The following is a 20,176-nucleotide window of genomic DNA, read 5'->3' as shown; positions in this document are numbered from 1 at the left end:
TCAATCAAATGAGGCCGTGCTGATTTTAAAGAACTGAGTATTGAGTATTTTTTAATCTATGTGGGTGATCTAATAAAGGACTCAGCAGGTTTATTTAACCAGCCCGATGATAAGGATGATTGTGATTGATGGTCATTGCACGGTATAACTGCTCGATCAGCATCACTCGAACCATAGGGTGAGGTAAAGTGAGCTTGGACAATGACCAGTGCCATGCAGCCGCTTTACGCACCGCTTCCGAGTGACCATCTGGGCCGCCAATTGCTAATACCACATCATTGCCTTCAAGCATCCATTCTTTCATGGTTGCAGCGAGTTTTTCAGTGCTAAATTCTTTGCCACCCACTTCAAGTGCAATCAGGGTTTCATTCTGTTTAAGCACATTTAAAATGCTGTCACCTTCAATTTGACGATATTTTAAGATATCGGCTTCAGAATCATTTTTCCCGCGTTTTGCCATGGGTAATTCAATAATCTGAGTTTGCACAAAAGGTTGGATACGCTTGAAGTAATCTTCAAAACCAGTGAGTACCCAAGCAGGCATTTTTTGACCGATGGTAATAATACGGATTTTCATAAGATTTGATGGTTTAAGAGTCTGCACTATTATAAGCACTAAAATGCTTTTTACTTATTTTGAGCAACAAATTGCAATTGAAAGTTAGTATGTGATGCTGTTTTAATCATGAATAGTGGAGTAAATATAAATAAAAACCATGGACGAAGAATAAATGAGAGCAAAAAAAAATCAAAATATAGGCTTATGCTTGGGCACATTTCTTTTCTCTATTTTTTTGAGTGCTTCAACATGGGCAGCACCTAACCTGACGACAGCAAGCACGAATAATTTAAAAGTCTATTTGGAACAAATTATTGGTACTGATAGCTATCGTAATTATAAAAATATAGAAGAATTACAGCGTGTTTCGGCATGGATTAAAGAACAAATGCGCTTGTTTGGTATTCCATGTCAATATCAAAATTATTCGGTCAATGGTTTAGGTTATCGTAATGTAGTGTGTACTTTAACAGCGGGTCATGCGGACAAAGTGATTATAGGTGCACATTACGATGTCTTTGGTGAGCAGCAGGGTGCTGATGATAATGCTTCTGGTGTAGCGGGAGTAATTGAAACTGCACGTATTCTTGCGCAACAGAAATCTCAACTCACGCAAAATATAGAATTTGTATTTTATACCTTACAAGAACCGCCGTTTTTTAAAACCGAGCAGATGGGCAGTTATATCCATGCCAAATCGGTACAAGCACAAAAAGATCAAATTCAAGGTGTGTATATTTTAGATATGATTGGTTACTTTGATGAAAAATTGGTGCAAGAATATCCAGCCGGTTTGAAGTGGGTTTATCCTAGTCATGCGAATTATATTGCTACGGTGAGTAATTTACAGTCTTATGATTTGGGCGCGAAATACTGTGAAGAAATGCGAACACTGAACCGTTTAGAGTGTCAAAGATTGGTTGCACCTTCTTTTGTTTCAGGAATGGAGTTCTCAGATCATCTTAATTATTGGAAGTTTGATATTCCAGCAGTGATGATTACCGATACCGCTTTTTTTCGAAATAAGAATTATCATACCGAAAAAGATACTTTAAAAACGCTGAATATTGGAAAAATGGCCAATGTAATTGATGGTTTGGTGAATAGTTTACTAACGCCATTGCCATCTAAGCCATAAAAAACGCAGTCCACTAAGAAAAATGGGACTGCGATCAAAAGGTCATCCACCTGGAGATGTAGATGACCATTCACACAACAGCTAAAATAGAAGCTTACAGCGCATCTGTATTTCTATATTTGTGTTTCTATAATGAATAAATGAGGTCAAGCGCTTGGTTTTTCAAGTTTGCTATATATCTCTAATATAGCAAACTAAGCGCATAAAAAAAGAGAGCCGAAGCTCTCTTTTTTGTATCAAATTACCATTAATGACGTGCAGCTTTACCTTCAGCGGCCGGTTTTACAATCGGATTTTTTGGCAAAGGTTTTGGCATTTCTGTTAAAGCCAATGGCAAAATATCATCGATACTTTTCACGGCTTTAATTTCTAAACCAGCTTTGACATTGTCTGGAATTTCCACCAGATCACGTACATTTTCTTGTGGGATAAAGACTAACTTAATGCCGCCACGGTGTGCTGCAAGTAGTTTCTCTTTTAAGCCACCAATACGCATGGCACGACCACCTAAATTGGTTTCACCTGTCATTGCAATGTCCGCACGAACAGGGATACCTGTGAAGGCAGAAACCAATGCTGTGGTTAATGCTAAACCAGCAGATGGACCATCTTTTGGTGTTGCACCTTCAGGTAAATGCACGTGAACATCGGTTTCTTCAAATCGTGCAGCTTCAATACCCAGTGCATCTGCACGGGTACGTACCACAGTCATTGCAGCGGTAATGGATTCTTTCATGACATCGCCAAGTGAACCTGTCGTGATGAATTTACCTTTACCTTTTACAGCTGCCACTTCAATCGACAGTAATTCACCACCGACAGAAGTCCAAGCTAAACCATTGACACGACCGACTTCAGCTTCTTCTTCTGCCATACCATAGTCGAATTTATGTACGCCTAAGTAGTCAGATAAGTTTTCCGCAGTGATGTCGATATGCAAGTTTTTGGCTTTTTTGCTGACCGCTTCTTTGACCACTTTACGGGCAATTTTTGAGACTTCACGTTCTAGGCTACGCACACCGGCTTCGCGTGTATAGCGACGCACGATGTCACGAATCGCTTCTTCATGAATGGTCAATTCTTTGCCGCGTAAACCATTGTCCTTAATTGCTTTAGGCACAAGATAACGGTCTGCAATATTGACTTTTTCTTCTTCGGTATAACCCGGAAGACGAATCACTTCCATACGGTCCAGCAAAGCTTCTGGAATATTCATACTGTTTGCAGTACAGATAAACATTACTTCAGACAGGTCAAGATCCAGATCTAAATAGTGATCGTTAAACTTGCTGTTTTGCGATGGATCAAGCACTTCAAGTAATGCAGAAGCAGGGTCGCCACGGTAATCTTGCGCCATTTTGTCAATTTCATCGAGCAAGAACAATGGATTCTTGACACCGACTTTGGTTAACGATTGCACAATTTTACCCGGCATCGCACCAATATAGGTACGACGGTGACCACGAATTTCCGCTTCATCACGCACGCCACCTAAAGCCATGCGGACAAATTCACGACCTGTGGCTTTGGCAACCGATTCACCGAGTGAAGTTTTACCGACCCCTGGAGGCCCAACTAAGCAAAGGATAGGCCCTTTGAGTTTTTTCACCCGTGATTGAACCGCTAAGTATTCAACAATACGCTCTTTAACTTCATCTAGACCATAATGGTCTGCATCTAGAATTTCCTGTGCTTTTGCCAAGTTAATACTAACTTTACTGGCTTTATTCCACGGGGTATCTAAAATAGCTTCGATATAGTTGCGAACAACTGCGGCTTCACTTGAAGCAGGTTGCATTGCTTTAAGCTTGCGGAATTCTGACTCTGCTTTTTTGCGCACATGTTCAGGTAAATCGGCTTCTTCAAGACGACGTTCAATTTCTGCAACATCATCTTCAGCACCGCCATTCATGTCAGAAAGTTCGCGCTGAATGACCTTCATCTTTTCATTGAGGAAATATTCGCGCTGGTTTTTCTCCATTTGGCGTTTTACCGAGTCATGCAAGGTTTGTTCAATCTGTTGTTCTTCAGATTGTTGCAACAGATAAGTCATTAACTCTTGTAAGTGAGCTTCAAAATCATCGTGTTCTAAGAACTTTTGTTTGACATCAATGTTTAAAGGCACACGGGTTGCGACAAAGAACACCAGTTGCAATAAATCATCAATTTTATTTGCAGCAGTAATCAATTCACGTGCATTACGTAATTTTGCTTCTGCATATTGTGCAAATAAAGTGCGCAGTTCTTGTATACGTGTTTCTTGAGATTCTGCTTTAATGTTGACTGTCATTGGGCTAATTGCATGTTCAGCCGATAAATATTCATCATTTTCGATGATTTTTACCAGTTTAGAACGATGTAATCCCTCAATTAATACTTTGATACAGTTTTCATCATTTTCATGATTCACAACTTGCACAATCTTTGCGACAGTACCGTATTGATATAGGTTGTCGTGATCAATTTCTTCTGTAAGCGAATCTTGTTGCGCAACAACAAATACGAGATTGTCACTGTTACGAGCCACGTCAACTGCTTTGATCGATTTTTCACGACCTACAAATAACGCAATTTGCATGTGTGGATAAACCACAACATCTCGTAGCGCTAAAAGCGGTAATACGCTTGGAACCTGTGGTTCTAAGGTTTCTTGATTCATAATAATTTCAGACATGGGCACTCCTAATGAGTAACAATGGTGTTGCCATATTTTTATAGTGATGTGTATTTCAAAAATTACAAGGGGAGCTGCACATAAATTGTATGATAAATACTTAAATAATTGATTTAATGCTTATAACAACAGTCAAAAATGCCAAATTAACGTTTAAATAACCGCATGTGTAAGGGTGTAATAAGTACATCGAGTGGCTGATCCCAAACCTGACGGGGAAGTCGCTCTTGTACCAGTTGAAAGTCATGTGCAATGCCTAAGCGCAAAGGCTTATTTGGCGCACTGGCAAGGGTTTTATCATAAAAACCGCCACCCATTCCAATGCGTGTCCCGTAAACATCACATGCCAGTAAAGGCATGATTAGCACATCCAGTTTTGAGACATGCATTGCACGGCTTGCCATCGGTTCTTGCATGCCAAGAGGATGATGTGAAAAGCGTTTGTTGCGATATTGTTGTTTTGAAATTTTGACCCAGTGCAATTGCTGATTCATGGTGCAAATCATGGGTAAATAGACCTGTTTATGCTGTGCGAAGCAATATTCAATCATTTGCTGGGTCTGAATTTCACCAAAAGCATGTAAATAAATACCGACGCGCTTTGCCTGTTGTAGCTGTGGAAAATGACGTAAGCGATGTAAGATTTTGCTGGAGGAAGACTGTTGTTGGAATTTATCGACTTGTTTGCGCTTGGTTTTAAGTTGTTGTCGTAGTGATTTTAAGTCGATAGACATAAGTCGTTGGTCCTAAACGAAAAGTTCAAGTGTAGAGTAGGGTGTAAGTTTAACTGTTTTTAAGTTCTTTCAATATTGGGCAACAGTTATTATTGGCTGTTTTACATTCATCAATCCACGTTGAAAGGCGTTGTTTTAAGCTATTGAGTTCTTGAATTCGTTGGTCAATTTTGTCCAGACGTTGTTGTATAACATGGCGAACTTGTTCACGGTCTTCAAGTTGTAGCTGTAATAACTCCTGAATTTCACTGAGCTGTAAACCCGCATCTTTAGCCTTTTGAATAAAGCTTAAAGTTTCAATATCTTGGCTATTATAATAACGATAACTTTGAGTGGTTTCCGGAATACGCATTAAGCCAATGCGTTGATAATAACGAATGGTTTCGACATTGACCTGACATTGTTTAGCCAGTTTTCCAATGGTGAGCATAAAAGTATCCTCAATATGACTTGACTCTGTACCTAGGTACAGACTTTATGCTAGCACAATTGAATAATTAAATGGGTAAGTCTGATGAGTGAACAAGCTAAATCTTCTTGCTGTACAAAACAACAATCGAGTCCGGAATGGGTCAAAGTAGATCCTGTTTGCGGGATGAAAGTTACCGATTTGTCTAAACCCAATATTGACTATAAAGGGCAGCGTTATTATTTCTGTTGTAAGGGTTGTTTAAATAAATTTGAGCTAAATCCTGAACAATATCTGCTGTCAGCTGAGGGAAATGAACCGAAAAAAACCGGTTGTGGTTGTGCTCCAAAAGCTAAAACCGAAGAAAAAACGGCTTCATGCTGTGCGCCTCAAGATCAACAACCTGTAGCGCAATCATCGGGCTGTTGTGCTGGAAATAAACCGAAAACAGCAGTTCAATCCATTGAAACGGTGGTTGACCCCGTTTGTGGTATGCAGGTTAAAACCGATTCTCAATATCACAGTATTGACCAAGACCATGGCTATTATTTTTGTTCTGAGCGTTGTTTAAGTAAGTTTAATATCGCACCTGAGCAATATGTGGTTTCAAAGACTCAAAGCGCTTCATGCTGTGGCACAGAAAAACCACCAGAACCGAAAAAACAGTCATCGTGTTGTGCGGGTGGTCATGCGGTAAATTCTTCAGGACAAACAGAAATTGATCCTGTCTGTGGCATGTCGGTGGGCACATCAACCGATTTAAAAACAGATTATCAAGATAAAACCTATTATTTCTGTAATCCATCTTGTTTGGATAAATTTAAACAGGATCCTGAATTTTATTTAATTCCTCTCGATGAACGTCCTGTACCAGAAGGTGCGGCAGATATGGATTATACCTGTCCGATGGACCCCGAAATTGTACAAAAAGGCCCGGGGACTTGCCCGATTTGTGGTATGGCTTTAGAGCCTATGCAACCAACCTTGGATGATGCACCGAACCCTGAACTGGTAGATTTTAGCCATCGTTTTTGGCTGACTTTGCCTTTGACCTTAATTGTTTTTGTCTTGGCGATGGGTTCGCATATTCATGCCTTTATTCCACAGCATATTCAACCGTGGATTGAATTGGTGCTTTCTATTCCTGTGGTGCTTTGGGCGGGGAAACCCATTATTGAGCGTTGCTGGACATCTTATAAAACACGTAACTTAAACATGTGGAGTCTCATTGGAGTAGGGGTATTAGCGGCCTTTATTTATAGTGTGGTTGCAACTGTTTTTCCATCCCTTATTCCGATGGAAGCCAAAACAGGTCATGGCGTGGCGGTGTATTTTGAAGCAGCCTGTATGATTGTGTCTTTAAGTTTGCTTGGGCAAATGATGGAGTTGAAAGCCCGTGCCAAAACTGCTGATTCATTAAAGTCATTACTGCGATTGCAATCCAATACTGCAAAACTGGTGCAGAATGATCAAGTGGTCGAAGTTGATATTGGCATGGTGAAACAAGGCGATATTCTGCAAATTTCATCGGGGGAGCAAATTCCACTGGATGGTGTTGTGGTTGAAGGCAAAACCTATGTCGATGAAGCGATGATGACGGGTGAACCGGTTCCAGTCAAAAAAGAATTAGATGATTTAGTCATTGGCGGAACGGTGAATCAGCAGGGCAGTATTCGTATTCGAACCACTGCGGTGGGTGCAAATACCACACTCGCTAAAATGATTCAAACCGTGGCAGAAGCGCAACGCTCTAAAGCACCATTACAACGACTTGCCGATGTTTTTGCTAAATATTTTGTTGTTACAGTGCTTATCATTAGTGTGCTGACCTTTATCGCTTGGATGGTCTTTGGCAATGCACAATTTGATTTGGCATTGATGTGTGCCGTGGCTGTACTGATTATTGCTTGTCCTTGTGCTTTAGGTTTGGCAACTCCCATGTCGGTAATGGCAACCACGGGGCGAGCTGCACAAAAAGGCGTATTGTTTAAAGATGCCGAAGCGATTGAAGCATTAAGTAAAGTCAATACTTTGGTGATTGATAAAACAGGAACATTGACTGAAGGCAAGCCCAGCCTAAAAGAAATTCAGTTATTGTCCGATCAGGTGACACAAGCTCAGGCTGAACAATGGATTGCATCGATTGAACAGTATTCAACCCATCCTATTGCACAGACTTTGACGAAATTGGTTGCGGCAACTGAACTGCTTAAAGTCAATGATTTTGAAGATGTCACGGGCTTTGGCGTAAGAGGTCAGATTCATGATCAAATGCTGTATGTTGGCAGTCAAAAGCTACTCGATCAATTGGGTTTAAACTTAGAAGCATCTGTTCAGACTCAGTTACAACAACAACGTGCAAAAGGCAATGTGATTAGTTTCTTGGCCAATGAGCAGGATGTTTTGGCGTATATTTCGATTCATGACGCAGTTAAACCAAATGCGCATCAAGTGATAGCACAATTGATTGCCGATGGTGTGGATGTTGTCATGGCAACGGGTGATCACGAACAAAATGCAAAACTGGTGGCCGCAGAGCTTGGCATTCAGCATGTTTATGGCAACTGTACACCGACTGAAAAATTAGACATCGTGAAAAAATATCAAGCACAGGGCAAAATTGTAGCCATGGCAGGTGATGGTATAAATGATGCGCCTGCACTTGCTCAAGCCAATATTGGGATTGCAATGGGTAATGGAACGGATATTGCCAAACAGACGGCACAAATTACCTTGGTAAAAGGTGATATTCGTGGGGTGGCGGATGCCATTCACATGGCAAAACTGGGTGTCAAAAACATGAAACAAAATTTGGCATTTTCATTTGTTTATAACGGCTTAGGTGTGCCTGTTGCAGCAGGTATTTTTTATCCATTGACGGGTTTGTTGTTGACACCAATGTTGGCTGCTGTTGCCATGTCACTAAGTTCATTATCCGTGGTGATTAATGCTTTGCGACTGCAAAAGTCTAAATAGCCTTAACATAGTTCTAAATAAGTTTAAACAGCTCAAATACGCTGCGATACCCAAGATAAATTTCTTGGGTATTTTTTTGGCGCAGAAAGCAGGAACTAAATGAAGTAAATAAGTTCATGACATCGGTCATAAATATGAAAAAAGTTGCTGATCAACATAGCGTATGCTGAATAAGAATAATGTCTGAAATGTCGCTAAATATAGTTTGACAGTTTTAGCCTTCAATCAAATTTTAAGCATTTAAATTTAACGCACCACAACTGTGCAATTATTATAAATTTTGGAAATGTATGTAAGCAAATTTATCACCGCTTTAAATGATGATTAAAAAGATTAAAATAAGCTCAAAATTTTATTCGAAAGCATCGGTTTTTTTATTCACCTAGATATATTGAATTGAAAAAGCAGATTTTTTTATCTTTATTAGATTAAAAAATTGTTTGTGTATTGGTATCAAATTTTAAAATATACCATCGCGGTAAAATCGGGCTAAGCTAGTCGCTTGTGAAGATATGATATACATTTTTCTGTATACCATCTTCATGACTTTTGAAATGAGATAGGAAATGACGACAGATAACTTGGTGATTAAACAACCTTTATATATTCCTTATGCAGGAAATACGCTTTTAGAACTTCCGTTGTTAAATAAAGGCTCTGCGTTTACCGAACAAGAGCGTAGTAAATTTAATTTACATGGCTTAATTCCGCATGTTATTGAAACGATTGAGGAACAGAGCCATCGTTCATATCAGCAATATTGCTCATTTAACGATGCGATCAATAAACATATTTACTTGCGTAATATTCAAGATACCAACGAAACCCTGTTTTATCATCTACTTGAAAATCATTTAAGTGAAATGATGCCGATTATTTACACCCCAACAGTGGGTGAGGCATGTCAGCAATTTTCGGATATTTACCGCCGTCATCGTGGGATCTTCATCTCTTATCCTGATCGCGATCATATTGAAGACATTTTGCATAACGTCAATCGTAAAAACGTTAAAGTAATTGTGATTACAGATGGCGAACGTATTTTAGGTTTAGGTGATCAGGGCATCGGTGGCATGGGCATTCCGATTGGTAAACTTTCCCTGTATACCGCTTGTGGTGGTATTAGCCCCGCGTATACCTTACCCATTACTTTGGATGTCGGCACCAATAACCAGCAGTTGTTAAATGATCCTATTTATTTAGGTTGGAATCAGCCACGCATTAGTGGTGATGAATATTATGATTTTGTTGATCATGTGATTGCAGCGATTCAGCGTCGTTGGCCAGATGCACTGATTCAGTTTGAAGATTTTGCGCAAAAAAATGCCATGCCATTGCTGAATAAGTATCGCGATAAAATTTGCTGTTTTAATGATGATATTCAAGGGACAGCAGCCGTTTCAGTAGGCAGCTTAATTGCAGCCTCACATGCAGCAGGCAAACAGTTAAAAGATCAGACCGTTGCCTTTTTAGGTGCGGGTTCGGCAGGTTGCGGTATTGCTGAACAAATTGTGGCACAAATGATGGCAGAAGGCTTAACTGAGTTCGAAGCACGTGCTCGTGTCTATATGGTCGACCGTTTCGGTTTAATTACTGAAAATCAGCCAAACCTACTGGATTTCCAAAGAAAATTAGCACAAAAACCTGAAGTGATTGCCGAGTGGGGCAATGCTGAAGAAGTCATTTCTTTATTGGATGTAGTGAAAAATGCCAAACCCACGGTATTGATTGGGGTTTCGGGTCAACCGGGTTTATTTACAGAAGAAGTGATTCGCACACTGGCGGCCAACTGTGAACGTCCGATTGTTTTACCGTTATCTAATCCGACGTCACGTGTTGAAGCGGTGCCTGCGGATATTATTCAGTGGACGGATGGTAAGGCGTTAATTGCGACGGGGAGTCCATTTGCTCCAGTGAATTATCAGGGCAAGATTTATAATATTTCGCAGTGTAATAACTCGTATATATTCCCAGGCATTGGTTTGGGTGTGATTGCGTCAGGTGCTACACGTGTGACCGACAGTATGTTAATGGCTTCAAGCAATGCCCTTGCAGATTGTTCACCGAAACTGATTGATCCCGATGCAGATTTGTTGCCCGACATTGATTCAATTCAACAGGTTTCAAGAATCATTGCTTTAAAAGTGGCTCAAGCGGCAATGCAGGCGGGTGTTGCACCGATTGTCAGTGATGAAACTTTAGCGAAAGCCATTGAAAAGCATTATTGGAAACCTGAGTACCGCAGTTATAAACGTATTACTTTTTAATATGTGAATAATCATATATTGCCCCGAAAATCTTTTTATGTTGATCAATGAGATTTTTGGGGTAAATTTTATGATGGATAGTGTTTATATTTAATTTATATTTAAAAATTTTATCGTCATCATGAGGTATAAATTTAGCGTATTTTTTCCTTTGTAAGTGAAGTTAAATCAAATAAGAAACGGTTGAAATTACTGTGTAAAAAACTTTATAAGTATTTTATTTTACTTAAAATATTTATCTAAATTATGTATATTAAATTATCTATCTAAAAATATAAAACGTATAAAAATGGAACAACTTAACCCATCAGACTTAAAAGCTATTCTTCATTCTAAACGCGCCAATGTGTATTACCTTGAACATGCACGAGTCATGCAAAAAGACGGTCGTGTTTTATATTTGACTGAAGCTAAAAATGAAAACCAATATTGGAATATCCCGATTGCCAATACCACCGTTATTTTATTGGGCACAGGTACATCTATCACTCAGGCAGCGATGCGAATGTTAGCCAGTGCTGGGGTGTTGGTGGGCTTTTGCGGTGGCGGTGGGACGCCACTTTTTATGGGCAGTGAAATTGAGTGGATGACACCGCAAAGTGAATATCGACCGACAGAATATATGCAGGGTTGGATGCAATTTTGGTTCGAAGATGCCAAGCGTCTAGCCGTAGCCAAACAATTTCAACAGGCTCGTATCGATTTTATACGCAAAGTTTGGGATAAAGACCGTGATTTAAAAGAACAGGGTTTTTATTTGGATGATCGGGATATTCAAACTGCACTGGATGGTTTTGAAAAGAAAATTCCTAATACCACAAAAGTCGGTGATTTACTTTTGCATGAAGCGGCAATGACCAAACAACTTTATAAAATTGCTGCAACACGTAACAAAATGAGTTTTGAGCGCAATCGTGAACAGGGCGATTTAGCCAATGATTTTCTCAATCATGGTAATTATTTAGCCTATGGATTGGCAGCGACTACACTTTGGGTTTTAGGCATTCCACATGGTTTTGCGGTGATGCATGGTAAAACCCGTCGTGGTGCTTTGGTGTTTGATGTGGCAGATTTAATTAAGGATGCTGTGGTACTTCCGTATGCCTTTATTTGCGCAAAAGAAAAGTTAAGTGAGCAAGAGTTTAGACAACAAATACTTCAGAAGTTTACAGAGCATAAATGTTTAGATTTTATGTTTGATCAGGTGAAGGAAGCGGCTTTATCTTCTAAAAATGGAGATGAAGTATGATTGTCACCTTTGTTAGTCAGTGTGAAAAGAAAGCTTTAGCTCGAACGCGTCGTGTATTGGATGCTTTTGCTGACCGTATTGGCGATAACACTTGGCAAACGGTCATTACCGAAGATGGTCTAATTGCCGTTAAAAAATTATTACGCAAAACTGTGACTAAAAGTACAGCAGTCAGTTGTCATTGGATTCGGGGCAGGCGTAGAAGTGAGTTGCTGTGGATTGTGGGGAATCGGAATAAGTTTAATGCGCAGGGGATTGTACCTGTGAATACAACAAAGAAAAGTTTGGCACAAAATAAATGGGAGAATGATTGGCATTATTTGCCTTTAATAAAAGCATTGGTGGCAGTTTCTGCTTTACTACATGACTGGGGAAAAGCAACAGTTTTATTCCAAGAAAAACTAAACTCAACGAGTAAGAATAGTAAAAAGGGTGATCCATTGCGACACGAATGGATCTCATGTCTCTTACTTAATGCTTTAGTACAACATTCCGGTGATATTGAAAATGATGAAGCATGGCTAAATTTATTACTTCAACAGAGCTGGAGTGAAGACGCATTAAAACAAACCATTACGCAAAATTTAGATCAGTCCAAAGCTTTAGATCAACTACCGCCTATGGCGCAATTGGTTTCTTGGTTGATCGTTTCCCATCACCGGTTACCCGATTTAAAAGAAGAAGATCGTCGAAAAGCTTATGCATGTACTCCAAAAGAAACACTTTCAAGTTTATTAAAAAGTATTGGTGCGGATTGGGGATATCAAAATAAATTTGAAGAAAATGATTATAAGCTACGTTTAAAGCAATGTTTTGAGTTTGAGCAAGGTTTACTGAGCCAGTCTACAGAGTGGACAAAACAAGTCAAAAAATGGTCTGGGCGTTTATTACAGGAATTAGTTCATACAGAACAAATTTTTGCCGATGGTAGTTGGCGGGTCATATTGCATCATGCGCGTTTATGTTTGATGTTAGGCGATCATTATTATTCATCTTGTGATGCAGATAAAACATGGAAAACCAAACTCACCTTGATTGCTAACACGGATCAAAAGACGAAGCAGCCAAAACAGTTCTTAGATGAACATTTGGTCAATGTGAGTAAAAATGCCTTATTGGTGAGTCAATCTTTAAGTCGTTTGGCTGAAGATATGGAACCTGCTTACGATATTCAAAAACTGAAAAAGAAAAGTCCAGATGGTTTTGAATGGCAAGATCAAGCAGTCAAAAGCATTCAGCAATTTGTGCAAAAGAATGAGGGCGCTGAAAAACAGGGTTGGTTTATTGTCAATATGGCAAGTACAGGTAAAGGTAAAACCATTGCCAATGCCAAAATTATGCAGGCACTTTCACCGAATGCTGATTCACTACGTTACATCCTTGCTTTGGGTTTAAGAACCTTAACTCTACAAACAGGTGATTCTTATCGTAATGATATTGGTTTGGGCAATGATGAGCTTGCAGTCCTGATTGGATCTAAAGCGGTTCAGGAGTTACACCATCAAAATACGCAACAGAAAGATGAAATAGAAAATGATTTTGCCGAGATAGGCTCAGAATCTTTAGAACAACTATTAGATAACGAACTTGATTATGAGACGATGCCACAAGCCGATTTTATGAATGCGTTATTTCCACAAAATCAAGCGGAGCGAAATAAAGCATTTTTATATAAACCTGTTTTGGCTTGTACCATTGATCATATTATGTCTGCCACTGAAACCAAACGCGGCGGAAAATATATTTTGCCATGTTTAAGGTTGTTGTCTTCAGATTTAGTGATTGATGAAGTTGATGATTTTAATGGGCAAGATTTAATAGCAATTGCTCGATTAGTGCATTTAACAGGAATGTTGGGACGTAAGGTGATGATTTCATCTGCGACGATTCCACCTGCATTGGCAGAAGGGTTTTTCAATGCCTATCAGCAAGGGTGGCAACTGTATTGTGCTTTTAAAAAGTTAAAAAATACTGATGTTATTAGTATGTGGGTAGATGAGTTCAAAGCACCAATACACATGATTCCATTAGAAAATAATCACAATATTATTTTGGATTATAAAAAGGCACATGAAAAATTTGTACAAATTCGTGCTAAATATTTATTGGAACAAGTAGTGAAACATAAAGCATATATCATTGATTGTGCTGATTTAGTAGCAGAAAAAAACACACAGCAATTAGATGAAAGTGTGCAATCACAATATTTTGAACGTATTCAACAGCATGTAGAGAAATTACATCACGATCATTATACGATTGATGAAAAGACAGGTAAAAAAGTTTCTTTGGGAGTCATCCGTGTTGCCAATATTCCACCCTGTGTTGCGCTCACGCAGTATTTACTCAATGCAGAATGGTCGTCTGATGTAGCTGCTCGAACCATGGCATATCATAGCCGACAAGTTTTATTGTTGCGCAGTGAGCAGGAACATCATTTAGATATCGTTCTAAAGCGTAAAGAAAAATTTGGTGAACAACCCAAAGCATTTTCAAATCCTGTGATTCGAGAGCATTTAGATTCTACACAAGCAGACAACGTCATTTTTATTTTAGTGGCGACACCTGTGGAAGAAGTTGGACGAGACCATGATTTTGATTGGGCAATTGTTGAACCTTCTTCATATCGTTCGATTATTCAGTTGGCAGGTCGGGTACTTCGGCATCGTAAATTAGAACAAGATATTGAAAAGCCGAATATTGCGTTGTTGCAATATAACTTAAAAGGTTTAAGGAAAGCTGATGTTGCTTTTGAAAAACCCGGTTTTGAAATTAATTCTGCGAAAGGAAATTTTAAATTAGACAGCAAGAATCTTGCTGAACTGTTAGATATTCAAAAAATTGAATCAGGTATTAATGCTATTCCTCGCATACAGCGTAATAATCCATTGCAACCAACTAAAAAATTAGCTGATTTAGAACATGCTGTGATGGCAGATGCTTTAACATCTTATGAAAAAGTAGGGGCACAACCTTTAAATGGTTGGCTCACGCAAAAATGGTTTTTAACGGCTTTGCCACAACGTTTTAATGCATTTAGACAAAGCTCACCGAATATTCGACTGTTTGCCGTTTGGAAAAACAACAAGCTTATATTTTGTGAAAAAGATGATTTTGGTAAATATATTGAGCGGACAGATTTCTACAGCATTCGGCATGTTGTATTAACTGATATAGAAAAGCAGCGACTTTGGTTAAATCGGAATTACAACGACATTTTGTGTCGTATGGCAATTGAAAAAGTATCTGAAAGTGAGGATATTAATACTGATATTGAAAATTTATCAAAGTGTTACGGAGAAATAATGCTTCCTGAATATGACAGTGAAAAAAAGCTGATTTATTCAGAGCAATTGGGTTTAGTGGTTTTGAATAAAGATAAATAATAGGGGGGATAAATAGATAATGACAGCAAGTATTGAAGCATTTTTAAATGAACGGAAAGAGCTGTGGCTCAAAGATCGGTTAAAGAAAGTAGAAAATGAAACGGTAATTGCTGAATTACAGCAGCAAGCCAATGAGCGGTTTAGTGTACAAGAATGGTTGTCTGATGCGGCTAAACGAGTCAGTCAACTTTCGATGGTGAGCCATCCAAGTAAATTTAGTCACCCTAGTGCGAAAACATCCAGTGTGATTGTTCAAGCAGACTATTCAGTCGACGGATATTTACGTAGTGGTAATGTGAATTATTCCTTAGATGTCTTTGGTAATGCTGCTGCAATGGATGTTTTCAAATTTTTGTCAGTCAATTTGGAAAATGGGCAGACGATTTTAGATGCCTTTGAACAACAAAATGAAGATTTAAAACAATTTATTCAACATTCCTCTTTGGATTTTGATGCTTTACGCTTAGCTTTTCTTGTGATTAAAGAAAATGATACGTCAGTAAAAACAGATCATTTAGTAAAGCAGGTCTATTTTCCTGTTGGCGGAGAAAACTACCATTTACTTTCATTACTCACACCTTCGGGATTAATCACCAAATTAAAGCAAAATATTGATGCAATACGTTTTTCAGATGCAACAAAATTGGCAAAAGAACAACGTAAAAAGAATGAACTTGATGATGTGGGTTATGCCGATGTTTATGATTTAACAGTGACGGCTTATGGTGGAACACAACCACAAAATGTCAGCGTATTAAATAGTCAAAATGCAGGACGGGCGTATTTATTATCCAGTGCACCACCTCAATTTGAAAAACGTAAGGTGAAATTACCAACTAAAGATTTTTTTGCGCAGTGTCTTTATTGGAAAAAATTTAATCATGAATTTTCAATATTACAAAAGTATGTTCGTTCTGATCTAAAAGAAACGGAGCAAGTTGTAAGCAATAGGCATATACGAAAAAAAATCAGACAAACAATACAGCAAATTATTTACGAAATTTTGTTTATAGCATTTTGTATCCGTAGAAATCAGTCAGGATGGTCGAATAAGGAGTATTACCAACATTTGCCATTGGATCAAAGAATTTGGTTAGATGAAGTACATTGGGAACAAAGAGAACATCAAGAAGAATGGCGTGATGAAATTTCACGACGCACAGCAAAATGGATATTAGACAGTTATGAAAAGTTTATGAGCCATTCAAAAATGTTTAGCGATCTAGAAATTAAAGAAGTCAAAATAGTGGTATTAGAAATACTAGAACAAGATAAGGAGTTTTTCTAATGCGTAACTTCTTACTGATTCCACATTTAAAAATTCAAAATGCCAATGCCATGAGTAGTCCATATACCATAGGCTTTCCTGCAATGACAGCATGGTTTGGTGCGGTACATGCCTTGCAACGAAAATTACAAGCTCAAGGTTACACAAAGATTGTTTTAGATAAAGTTGCGGTAAGTTGTCATCACTTTGATTTACAAACCTATAAGGGGCGAGGGGATTTTGTACATTCAATTGTAGGCACTGCAAATCCGCTTGATAAAGATGGTAATAGACCTGCTTTTATTGAAGAAGCACGTTGCCATCTTGAAGTTTCACTATTGATTGAATGTCAAAATTTAGACCCTGATGAAGAAAAACGGCTATTGGTAGATGTACAAAAATTAATTTTAAGTATGAAATTTGCCAGTGGCGATGTATTGGCAGTGAAAAATTGTAGCTTGCAATATTTTGATGAAGATAAAGACCAAAATCAGCAACTCAAGCCTCTTTTAAATAAATTAATGCTCGGTCATGTCCTTATTGAACGTCGTGACTTGGTCATTGAAAGTATGAATGAAGGCAAAGATGCCTTAGATGCTGTACTGGATTATTTAAAAGTCACGCATAGTTCCGCACAAGATGAAAATGGCAAAGTCACATGGTCATCTAAACGTAAAACTACGGGCTGGCTTGTTCCAATTGCAGTTGGTTTTCAAGGGATTTCTGAATTAGGGCAAGCAAAAAATCAGCGTGATGCAAATACACCCCATCGTTTTGCAGAAAGTGTGATTACGCTGGGTGAATTTATCATGCCTTATCGTATCGAAAGTCTAGATCAATTGTTATGGAAATATCATATTGATTTAGAAGATAATTTATACCTTTGTCAAAACTTAACAACAACGATTTAAATCATTCATTAAGGAATAAAATTCATGGCTAAAAATGAAAAAGCAGTTGCAAGTGTCTTAGCATTTGAAAAGAAATTAGTACCATCTGACGGATATTTTTATGGGACAAATTGGGGAAACCGTGCTGAACAAACAGCATTGAAGTTAATTGAAAAATCAGTACGTGGTACGATTTCAAATCGTCTCAAAGCAGCGGATGCTGATCCACTTAAATTGGATGCTAAAGTGGAAAATGCCAATTTACAAAAAGTAGATGCCTGTTCAGTGGGTGAAAATCAGGACACATTAAAAATTTCATTTAGCTTAAAAGTGCTGGGTGGGGTGGAAAAACCATCCGCTTGTAATAATGAAGCATTCTTTAAGTCTTATGAAGCCGTAGCAAAAGACTATATTCAGCAATATGGTTTTACCGAACTTGCTAAGCGTTATGCATTGAATATTGCCAATGGGCGCTTTTTATGGCGTAACCGTGTGGGGGCTGAAAAAGTTGAAGTAGTTGTCACGGTGAATGATCAACAATCAGTTAGCTTTAATGCTTTTGAATATTCACTTCATGACTTTGATACGGTTGACAGCAAAGTTCAGGCATTAGCCGATCAAATTGCTTCGGCTTTAAAGGGTGAGTTACCGTATTTACTATTAAAGGTTGAAGCGTATGCTTTGGTGGGGAAAGCGCAGGAAGTTTATCCAAGCGAAGAACTTGTACTAGACAAAGGTAAAGGCGATAAAAGTAAGATTTTATATCAAGTGAATGATGTCGCGGCAATGCACTCTCAAAAAGTTGGAAATGCACTACGTACTATTGATACGTGGTATCCAGAATTTGAAGATAAACAAATGGCGATTGCAATTGAGCCTTATGGTGCAGTGACGAATTTAGGTAAAGCGTATCGTACCCCAAAAGAGAAAAAAGACTTTTTCACACTCTTTGATAAATATGCTTTGGGTGAAAAGTTAGAAAATGCTGAACAGGAACACTATGTCATGGCTGTTTTAGTCCGTGGTGGTGTATTCGGTCAAAGTGCTAAGGACTAAATATGAAATATTACCAAGAAATCACGCTGATTGATCAAGCCGAGATTTCATCGTATTTCATTTGGTCAAAGCTCTATACGCAGTTGCATATTGCTTTGGCTGAAATAAAAGATACAAATAATAAGGTGAATATTGGTGTGTCTTTTCCTCAATATCGATTTAATCAGGAAAAAGGTATTGGATTTTTGGGTGAAAAGCTTCGGCTTTTTGCCCAAAATGAAGCTGATTTGAAAAAACTTGATCTTAAAAAATGGTTAGATCGATTAACTGATTATGTTCACATCACTTCTATTCGAGAAGTCCCAGAGAATATAAACGGTTACGCTATTTATAAGCGTAAGCAAGTTAAAACCAATGCTGCACGTTTGGCCCGCCATCGAGTAAAACGCGGTGATATTGGCTTTGACGAAGCTTTAGCTCGCTATAGCAATGTAGTGACAACGACGAATTTGCCATTTGTCCAAATGAAAAGTTTAACTTCAGATCAAATGTTTAAACTTTTTATAGAAAAGCAAAATGCTGAACAATCTGAAAGTCAGGTTTTTAGTACTTATGGTTTAAGTTCAGAGTCATCTGTACCAGAATTTTGACCCAATATTTTTTCACTCTTTAACAGTTTAATAAAATCAATGAGTTATAAAAGTGGGTTGAAACTTGGGTCTTTTGTAGATTATGAGTATTAACTCACTGTTATAACTTTATTTTTTGCTATAAAATTACTGTTCACTGCCATGTAGGCAGCTTAGAAATGGATGAAACAAGGAATTCGCGACTTCAATTAGTTCACTGCCATGTAGGCAGCTTAGAAAAAGGTGTAAATCATGTTCTGGCCAAACTGTTTGTTCACTGCCATGTAGGCAGCTTAGAAATATAGCAAAGTAATCACAAGTATAAGAAATGAGTTCACTGCCATGTAGGCAGCTTAGAAAGGCGTGCTTGCCTGATCATTCTGACCATCTACGTTCACTGCCATGTAGGCAGCTTAGAAAATCATCATTTTTTTATGGTGATAATCAAGAAAGTTCACTGCCATGTAGGCAGCTTAGAAAACGATTATAACCTGCACCACTCATCCATTGACGTTCACTGCCATGTAGGCAGCTTAGAAAAACTCTAGTTACAGAATGGTGGGAAACTTCAAGTTCACTGCCATGTAGGCAGCTTAGAAATAATTACGACAACGGCGATGCATTTATTTTGCTGTTCACTGCCATGTAGGCAGCTTAGAAAGCCATCTGTTGCGCTCAGTACTGTTACTTTCGGTTCACTGCCATGTAGGCAGCTTAGAAAGCCTGAAACTGTATTCCATCGAGAGTTTTCAGCGTTCACTGCCATGTAGGCAGCTTAGAAATATGAGGGCACTATTCGAAATGGCGAACTCTTGTTCACTGCCATGTAGGCAGCTTAGAAAGCAATACGAAATTCATAGGCCGTATCAATAAAGTTCACTGCCATGTAGGCAGCTTAGAAAATCCCATGTAGGCTTTAAAAACTGGTAACGACGTTCACTGCCATGTAGGCAGCTTAGAAAAAGGGATGCGAAAAGCCTCGAAAGAATCTAAGGTTCACTG

The 20,176-nt window shown here is 38.5% G+C and carries 13 protein-coding genes and 1 CRISPR repeat array (1 of these 14 cut by a window edge); of the genes, 9 read left to right on the top strand and 4 right to left on the bottom strand.

The genetic code is table 11. The features are described from left to right. Window positions 1–94 precede the first annotated feature (94 nt). The gene (gene rlmH, locus BLV99_RS02625; protein ID WP_074943347.1) at window positions 95–577 is read right to left on the bottom strand and encodes a 23S rRNA (pseudouridine(1915)-N(3))-methyltransferase RlmH; all 483 of its coding nucleotides are present in this window, start codon (window positions 575–577) and stop codon (window positions 95–97) included. Window positions 578–731: 154 nt separating this feature from the next. Between rlmH and BLV99_RS02620 the strand changes: the two genes are divergently transcribed. After that, window positions 732–1,697, top strand: coding sequence for a M28 family peptidase (locus BLV99_RS02620; protein WP_092687433.1), 966 nt, complete (start codon window positions 732–734; stop codon window positions 1,695–1,697). A gap of 247 nt (window positions 1,698–1,944) precedes the next feature. On the opposite strand, the gene lon is transcribed toward BLV99_RS02620, so the two are convergent. From lon to BLV99_RS02605, 3 genes are all read right to left on the bottom strand, one after another. Next, a complete protein-coding gene (gene lon / locus BLV99_RS02615; protein ID WP_092687430.1) occupies window positions 1,945–4,371 on the bottom strand; it encodes an endopeptidase La in 2,427 nt (808 codons plus the stop codon). 146 nt (window positions 4,372–4,517) lie between these two features. After that, the gene (locus BLV99_RS02610; protein WP_092687427.1) at window positions 4,518–5,105 is read right to left on the bottom strand and encodes a 5-formyltetrahydrofolate cyclo-ligase; all 588 of its coding nucleotides are present in this window, start codon (window positions 5,103–5,105) and stop codon (window positions 4,518–4,520) included. Between the two features lie 49 nt (window positions 5,106–5,154). Then, window positions 5,155–5,535 carry a MerR family transcriptional regulator gene (locus BLV99_RS02605; RefSeq protein ID WP_092687424.1) on the bottom strand — a complete coding sequence of 127 codons (381 nt, stop codon included), beginning with the start codon at window positions 5,533–5,535 and terminating at the stop codon, window positions 5,155–5,157. 84 nt (window positions 5,536–5,619) lie between these two features. On the opposite strand from BLV99_RS02605, the gene BLV99_RS02600 reads away from it, so the two are divergent. From BLV99_RS02600 to cas6f, 8 genes are all read left to right on the top strand, one after another. After that, entirely contained in the window at window positions 5,620–8,490 is a 2,871-nt protein-coding gene (locus tag BLV99_RS02600) for a heavy metal translocating P-type ATPase (protein ID WP_092687421.1), read from the top strand. A gap of 566 nt (window positions 8,491–9,056) precedes the next feature. Beyond that, window positions 9,057–10,757, top strand: a complete 1,701-nt coding sequence (locus tag BLV99_RS02595) for an NAD-dependent malic enzyme (protein ID WP_092687417.1) — start codon at window positions 9,057–9,059, stop codon at window positions 10,755–10,757. 289 nt (window positions 10,758–11,046) lie between these two features. Beyond that, entirely contained in the window at window positions 11,047–12,006 is a 960-nt protein-coding gene (gene cas1f / locus BLV99_RS02590) for a type I-F CRISPR-associated endonuclease Cas1f (RefSeq protein WP_092687414.1), read from the top strand. After that, window positions 12,003–15,392 carry a type I-F CRISPR-associated helicase Cas3f gene (gene cas3f / locus BLV99_RS02585; protein WP_092687411.1) on the top strand — a complete coding sequence of 1,130 codons (3,390 nt, stop codon included), beginning with the start codon at window positions 12,003–12,005 and terminating at the stop codon, window positions 15,390–15,392. Before cas1f ends, cas3f begins: the two co-directional genes overlap by 4 nt. A 19-nt stretch (window positions 15,393–15,411) precedes the next feature. Further along, entirely contained in the window at window positions 15,412–16,680 is a 1,269-nt protein-coding gene (gene csy1, locus BLV99_RS02580; protein ID WP_092687408.1) for a type I-F CRISPR-associated protein Csy1, read from the top strand. Then, complete coding sequence (gene csy2, locus BLV99_RS02575; RefSeq protein ID WP_092687405.1) at window positions 16,680–17,570, top strand: type I-F CRISPR-associated protein Csy2; 891 nt, start codon at window positions 16,680–16,682, stop codon at window positions 17,568–17,570. The genes csy1 and csy2 overlap by 1 nt, the downstream gene beginning before the upstream one ends. Before the next feature lie 24 nt (window positions 17,571–17,594). After that, window positions 17,595–18,605, top strand: coding sequence for a type I-F CRISPR-associated protein Csy3 (csy3, locus tag BLV99_RS02570; RefSeq protein WP_092687402.1), 1,011 nt, complete (start codon window positions 17,595–17,597; stop codon window positions 18,603–18,605). Between the two features lie 2 nt (window positions 18,606–18,607). Then, window positions 18,608–19,195 carry a type I-F CRISPR-associated endoribonuclease Cas6/Csy4 gene (cas6f, locus tag BLV99_RS02565; RefSeq protein ID WP_092687399.1) on the top strand — a complete coding sequence of 196 codons (588 nt, stop codon included), beginning with the start codon at window positions 18,608–18,610 and terminating at the stop codon, window positions 19,193–19,195. Window positions 19,196–19,326: 131 nt separating this feature from the next. After that, window positions 19,327–20,176: a CRISPR direct-repeat array (repeat unit 28 nt; unit sequence GTTCACTGCCATGTAGGCAGCTTAGAAA) (it continues 3,386 nt past the right edge of the window).

The organism is Acinetobacter kyonggiensis, assembly GCF_900107285.1.
GTDB lineage: Bacteria > Pseudomonadota > Gammaproteobacteria > Pseudomonadales > Moraxellaceae > Acinetobacter > Acinetobacter kyonggiensis.
The sequence above is the reverse complement of the archived record's forward strand: the minus strand, read 5'-3'. Positions and strand labels throughout refer to the sequence as shown.

What these genes read in the sequence shown, in the direction of transcription:
- lon (WP_092687430.1), bottom strand. Translation starts at nt 4,371, where the DNA reads ATGTCTGAAATTATTATGAATCAAGAAACCTTAGAACCACAGGTTCCA.
- cas3f (WP_092687411.1), top strand. Translation starts at nt 12,003, where the DNA reads ATGATTGTCACCTTTGTTAGTCAGTGTGAAAAGAAAGCTTTAGCTCGA.
- cas1f (WP_092687414.1), top strand. Translation starts at nt 11,047, where the DNA reads ATGGAACAACTTAACCCATCAGACTTAAAAGCTATTCTTCATTCTAAA.
- BLV99_RS02620 (WP_092687433.1), top strand. Translation starts at nt 732, where the DNA reads ATGAGAGCAAAAAAAAATCAAAATATAGGCTTATGCTTGGGCACATTT.
- BLV99_RS02600 (WP_092687421.1), top strand. Translation starts at nt 5,620, where the DNA reads ATGAGTGAACAAGCTAAATCTTCTTGCTGTACAAAACAACAATCGAGT.
- csy2 (WP_092687405.1), top strand. Translation starts at nt 16,680, where the DNA reads ATGCGTAACTTCTTACTGATTCCACATTTAAAAATTCAAAATGCCAAT.
- cas6f (WP_092687399.1), top strand. Translation starts at nt 18,608, where the DNA reads ATGAAATATTACCAAGAAATCACGCTGATTGATCAAGCCGAGATTTCA.
- csy3 (WP_092687402.1), top strand. Translation starts at nt 17,595, where the DNA reads ATGGCTAAAAATGAAAAAGCAGTTGCAAGTGTCTTAGCATTTGAAAAG.
- BLV99_RS02610 (WP_092687427.1), bottom strand. Translation starts at nt 5,105, where the DNA reads ATGTCTATCGACTTAAAATCACTACGACAACAACTTAAAACCAAGCGC.
- rlmH (WP_074943347.1), bottom strand. Translation starts at nt 577, where the DNA reads ATGAAAATCCGTATTATTACCATCGGTCAAAAAATGCCTGCTTGGGTA.
- BLV99_RS02595 (WP_092687417.1), top strand. Translation starts at nt 9,057, where the DNA reads ATGACGACAGATAACTTGGTGATTAAACAACCTTTATATATTCCTTAT.
- BLV99_RS02605 (WP_092687424.1), bottom strand. Translation starts at nt 5,535, where the DNA reads ATGCTCACCATTGGAAAACTGGCTAAACAATGTCAGGTCAATGTCGAA.
- csy1 (WP_092687408.1), top strand. Translation starts at nt 15,412, where the DNA reads ATGACAGCAAGTATTGAAGCATTTTTAAATGAACGGAAAGAGCTGTGG.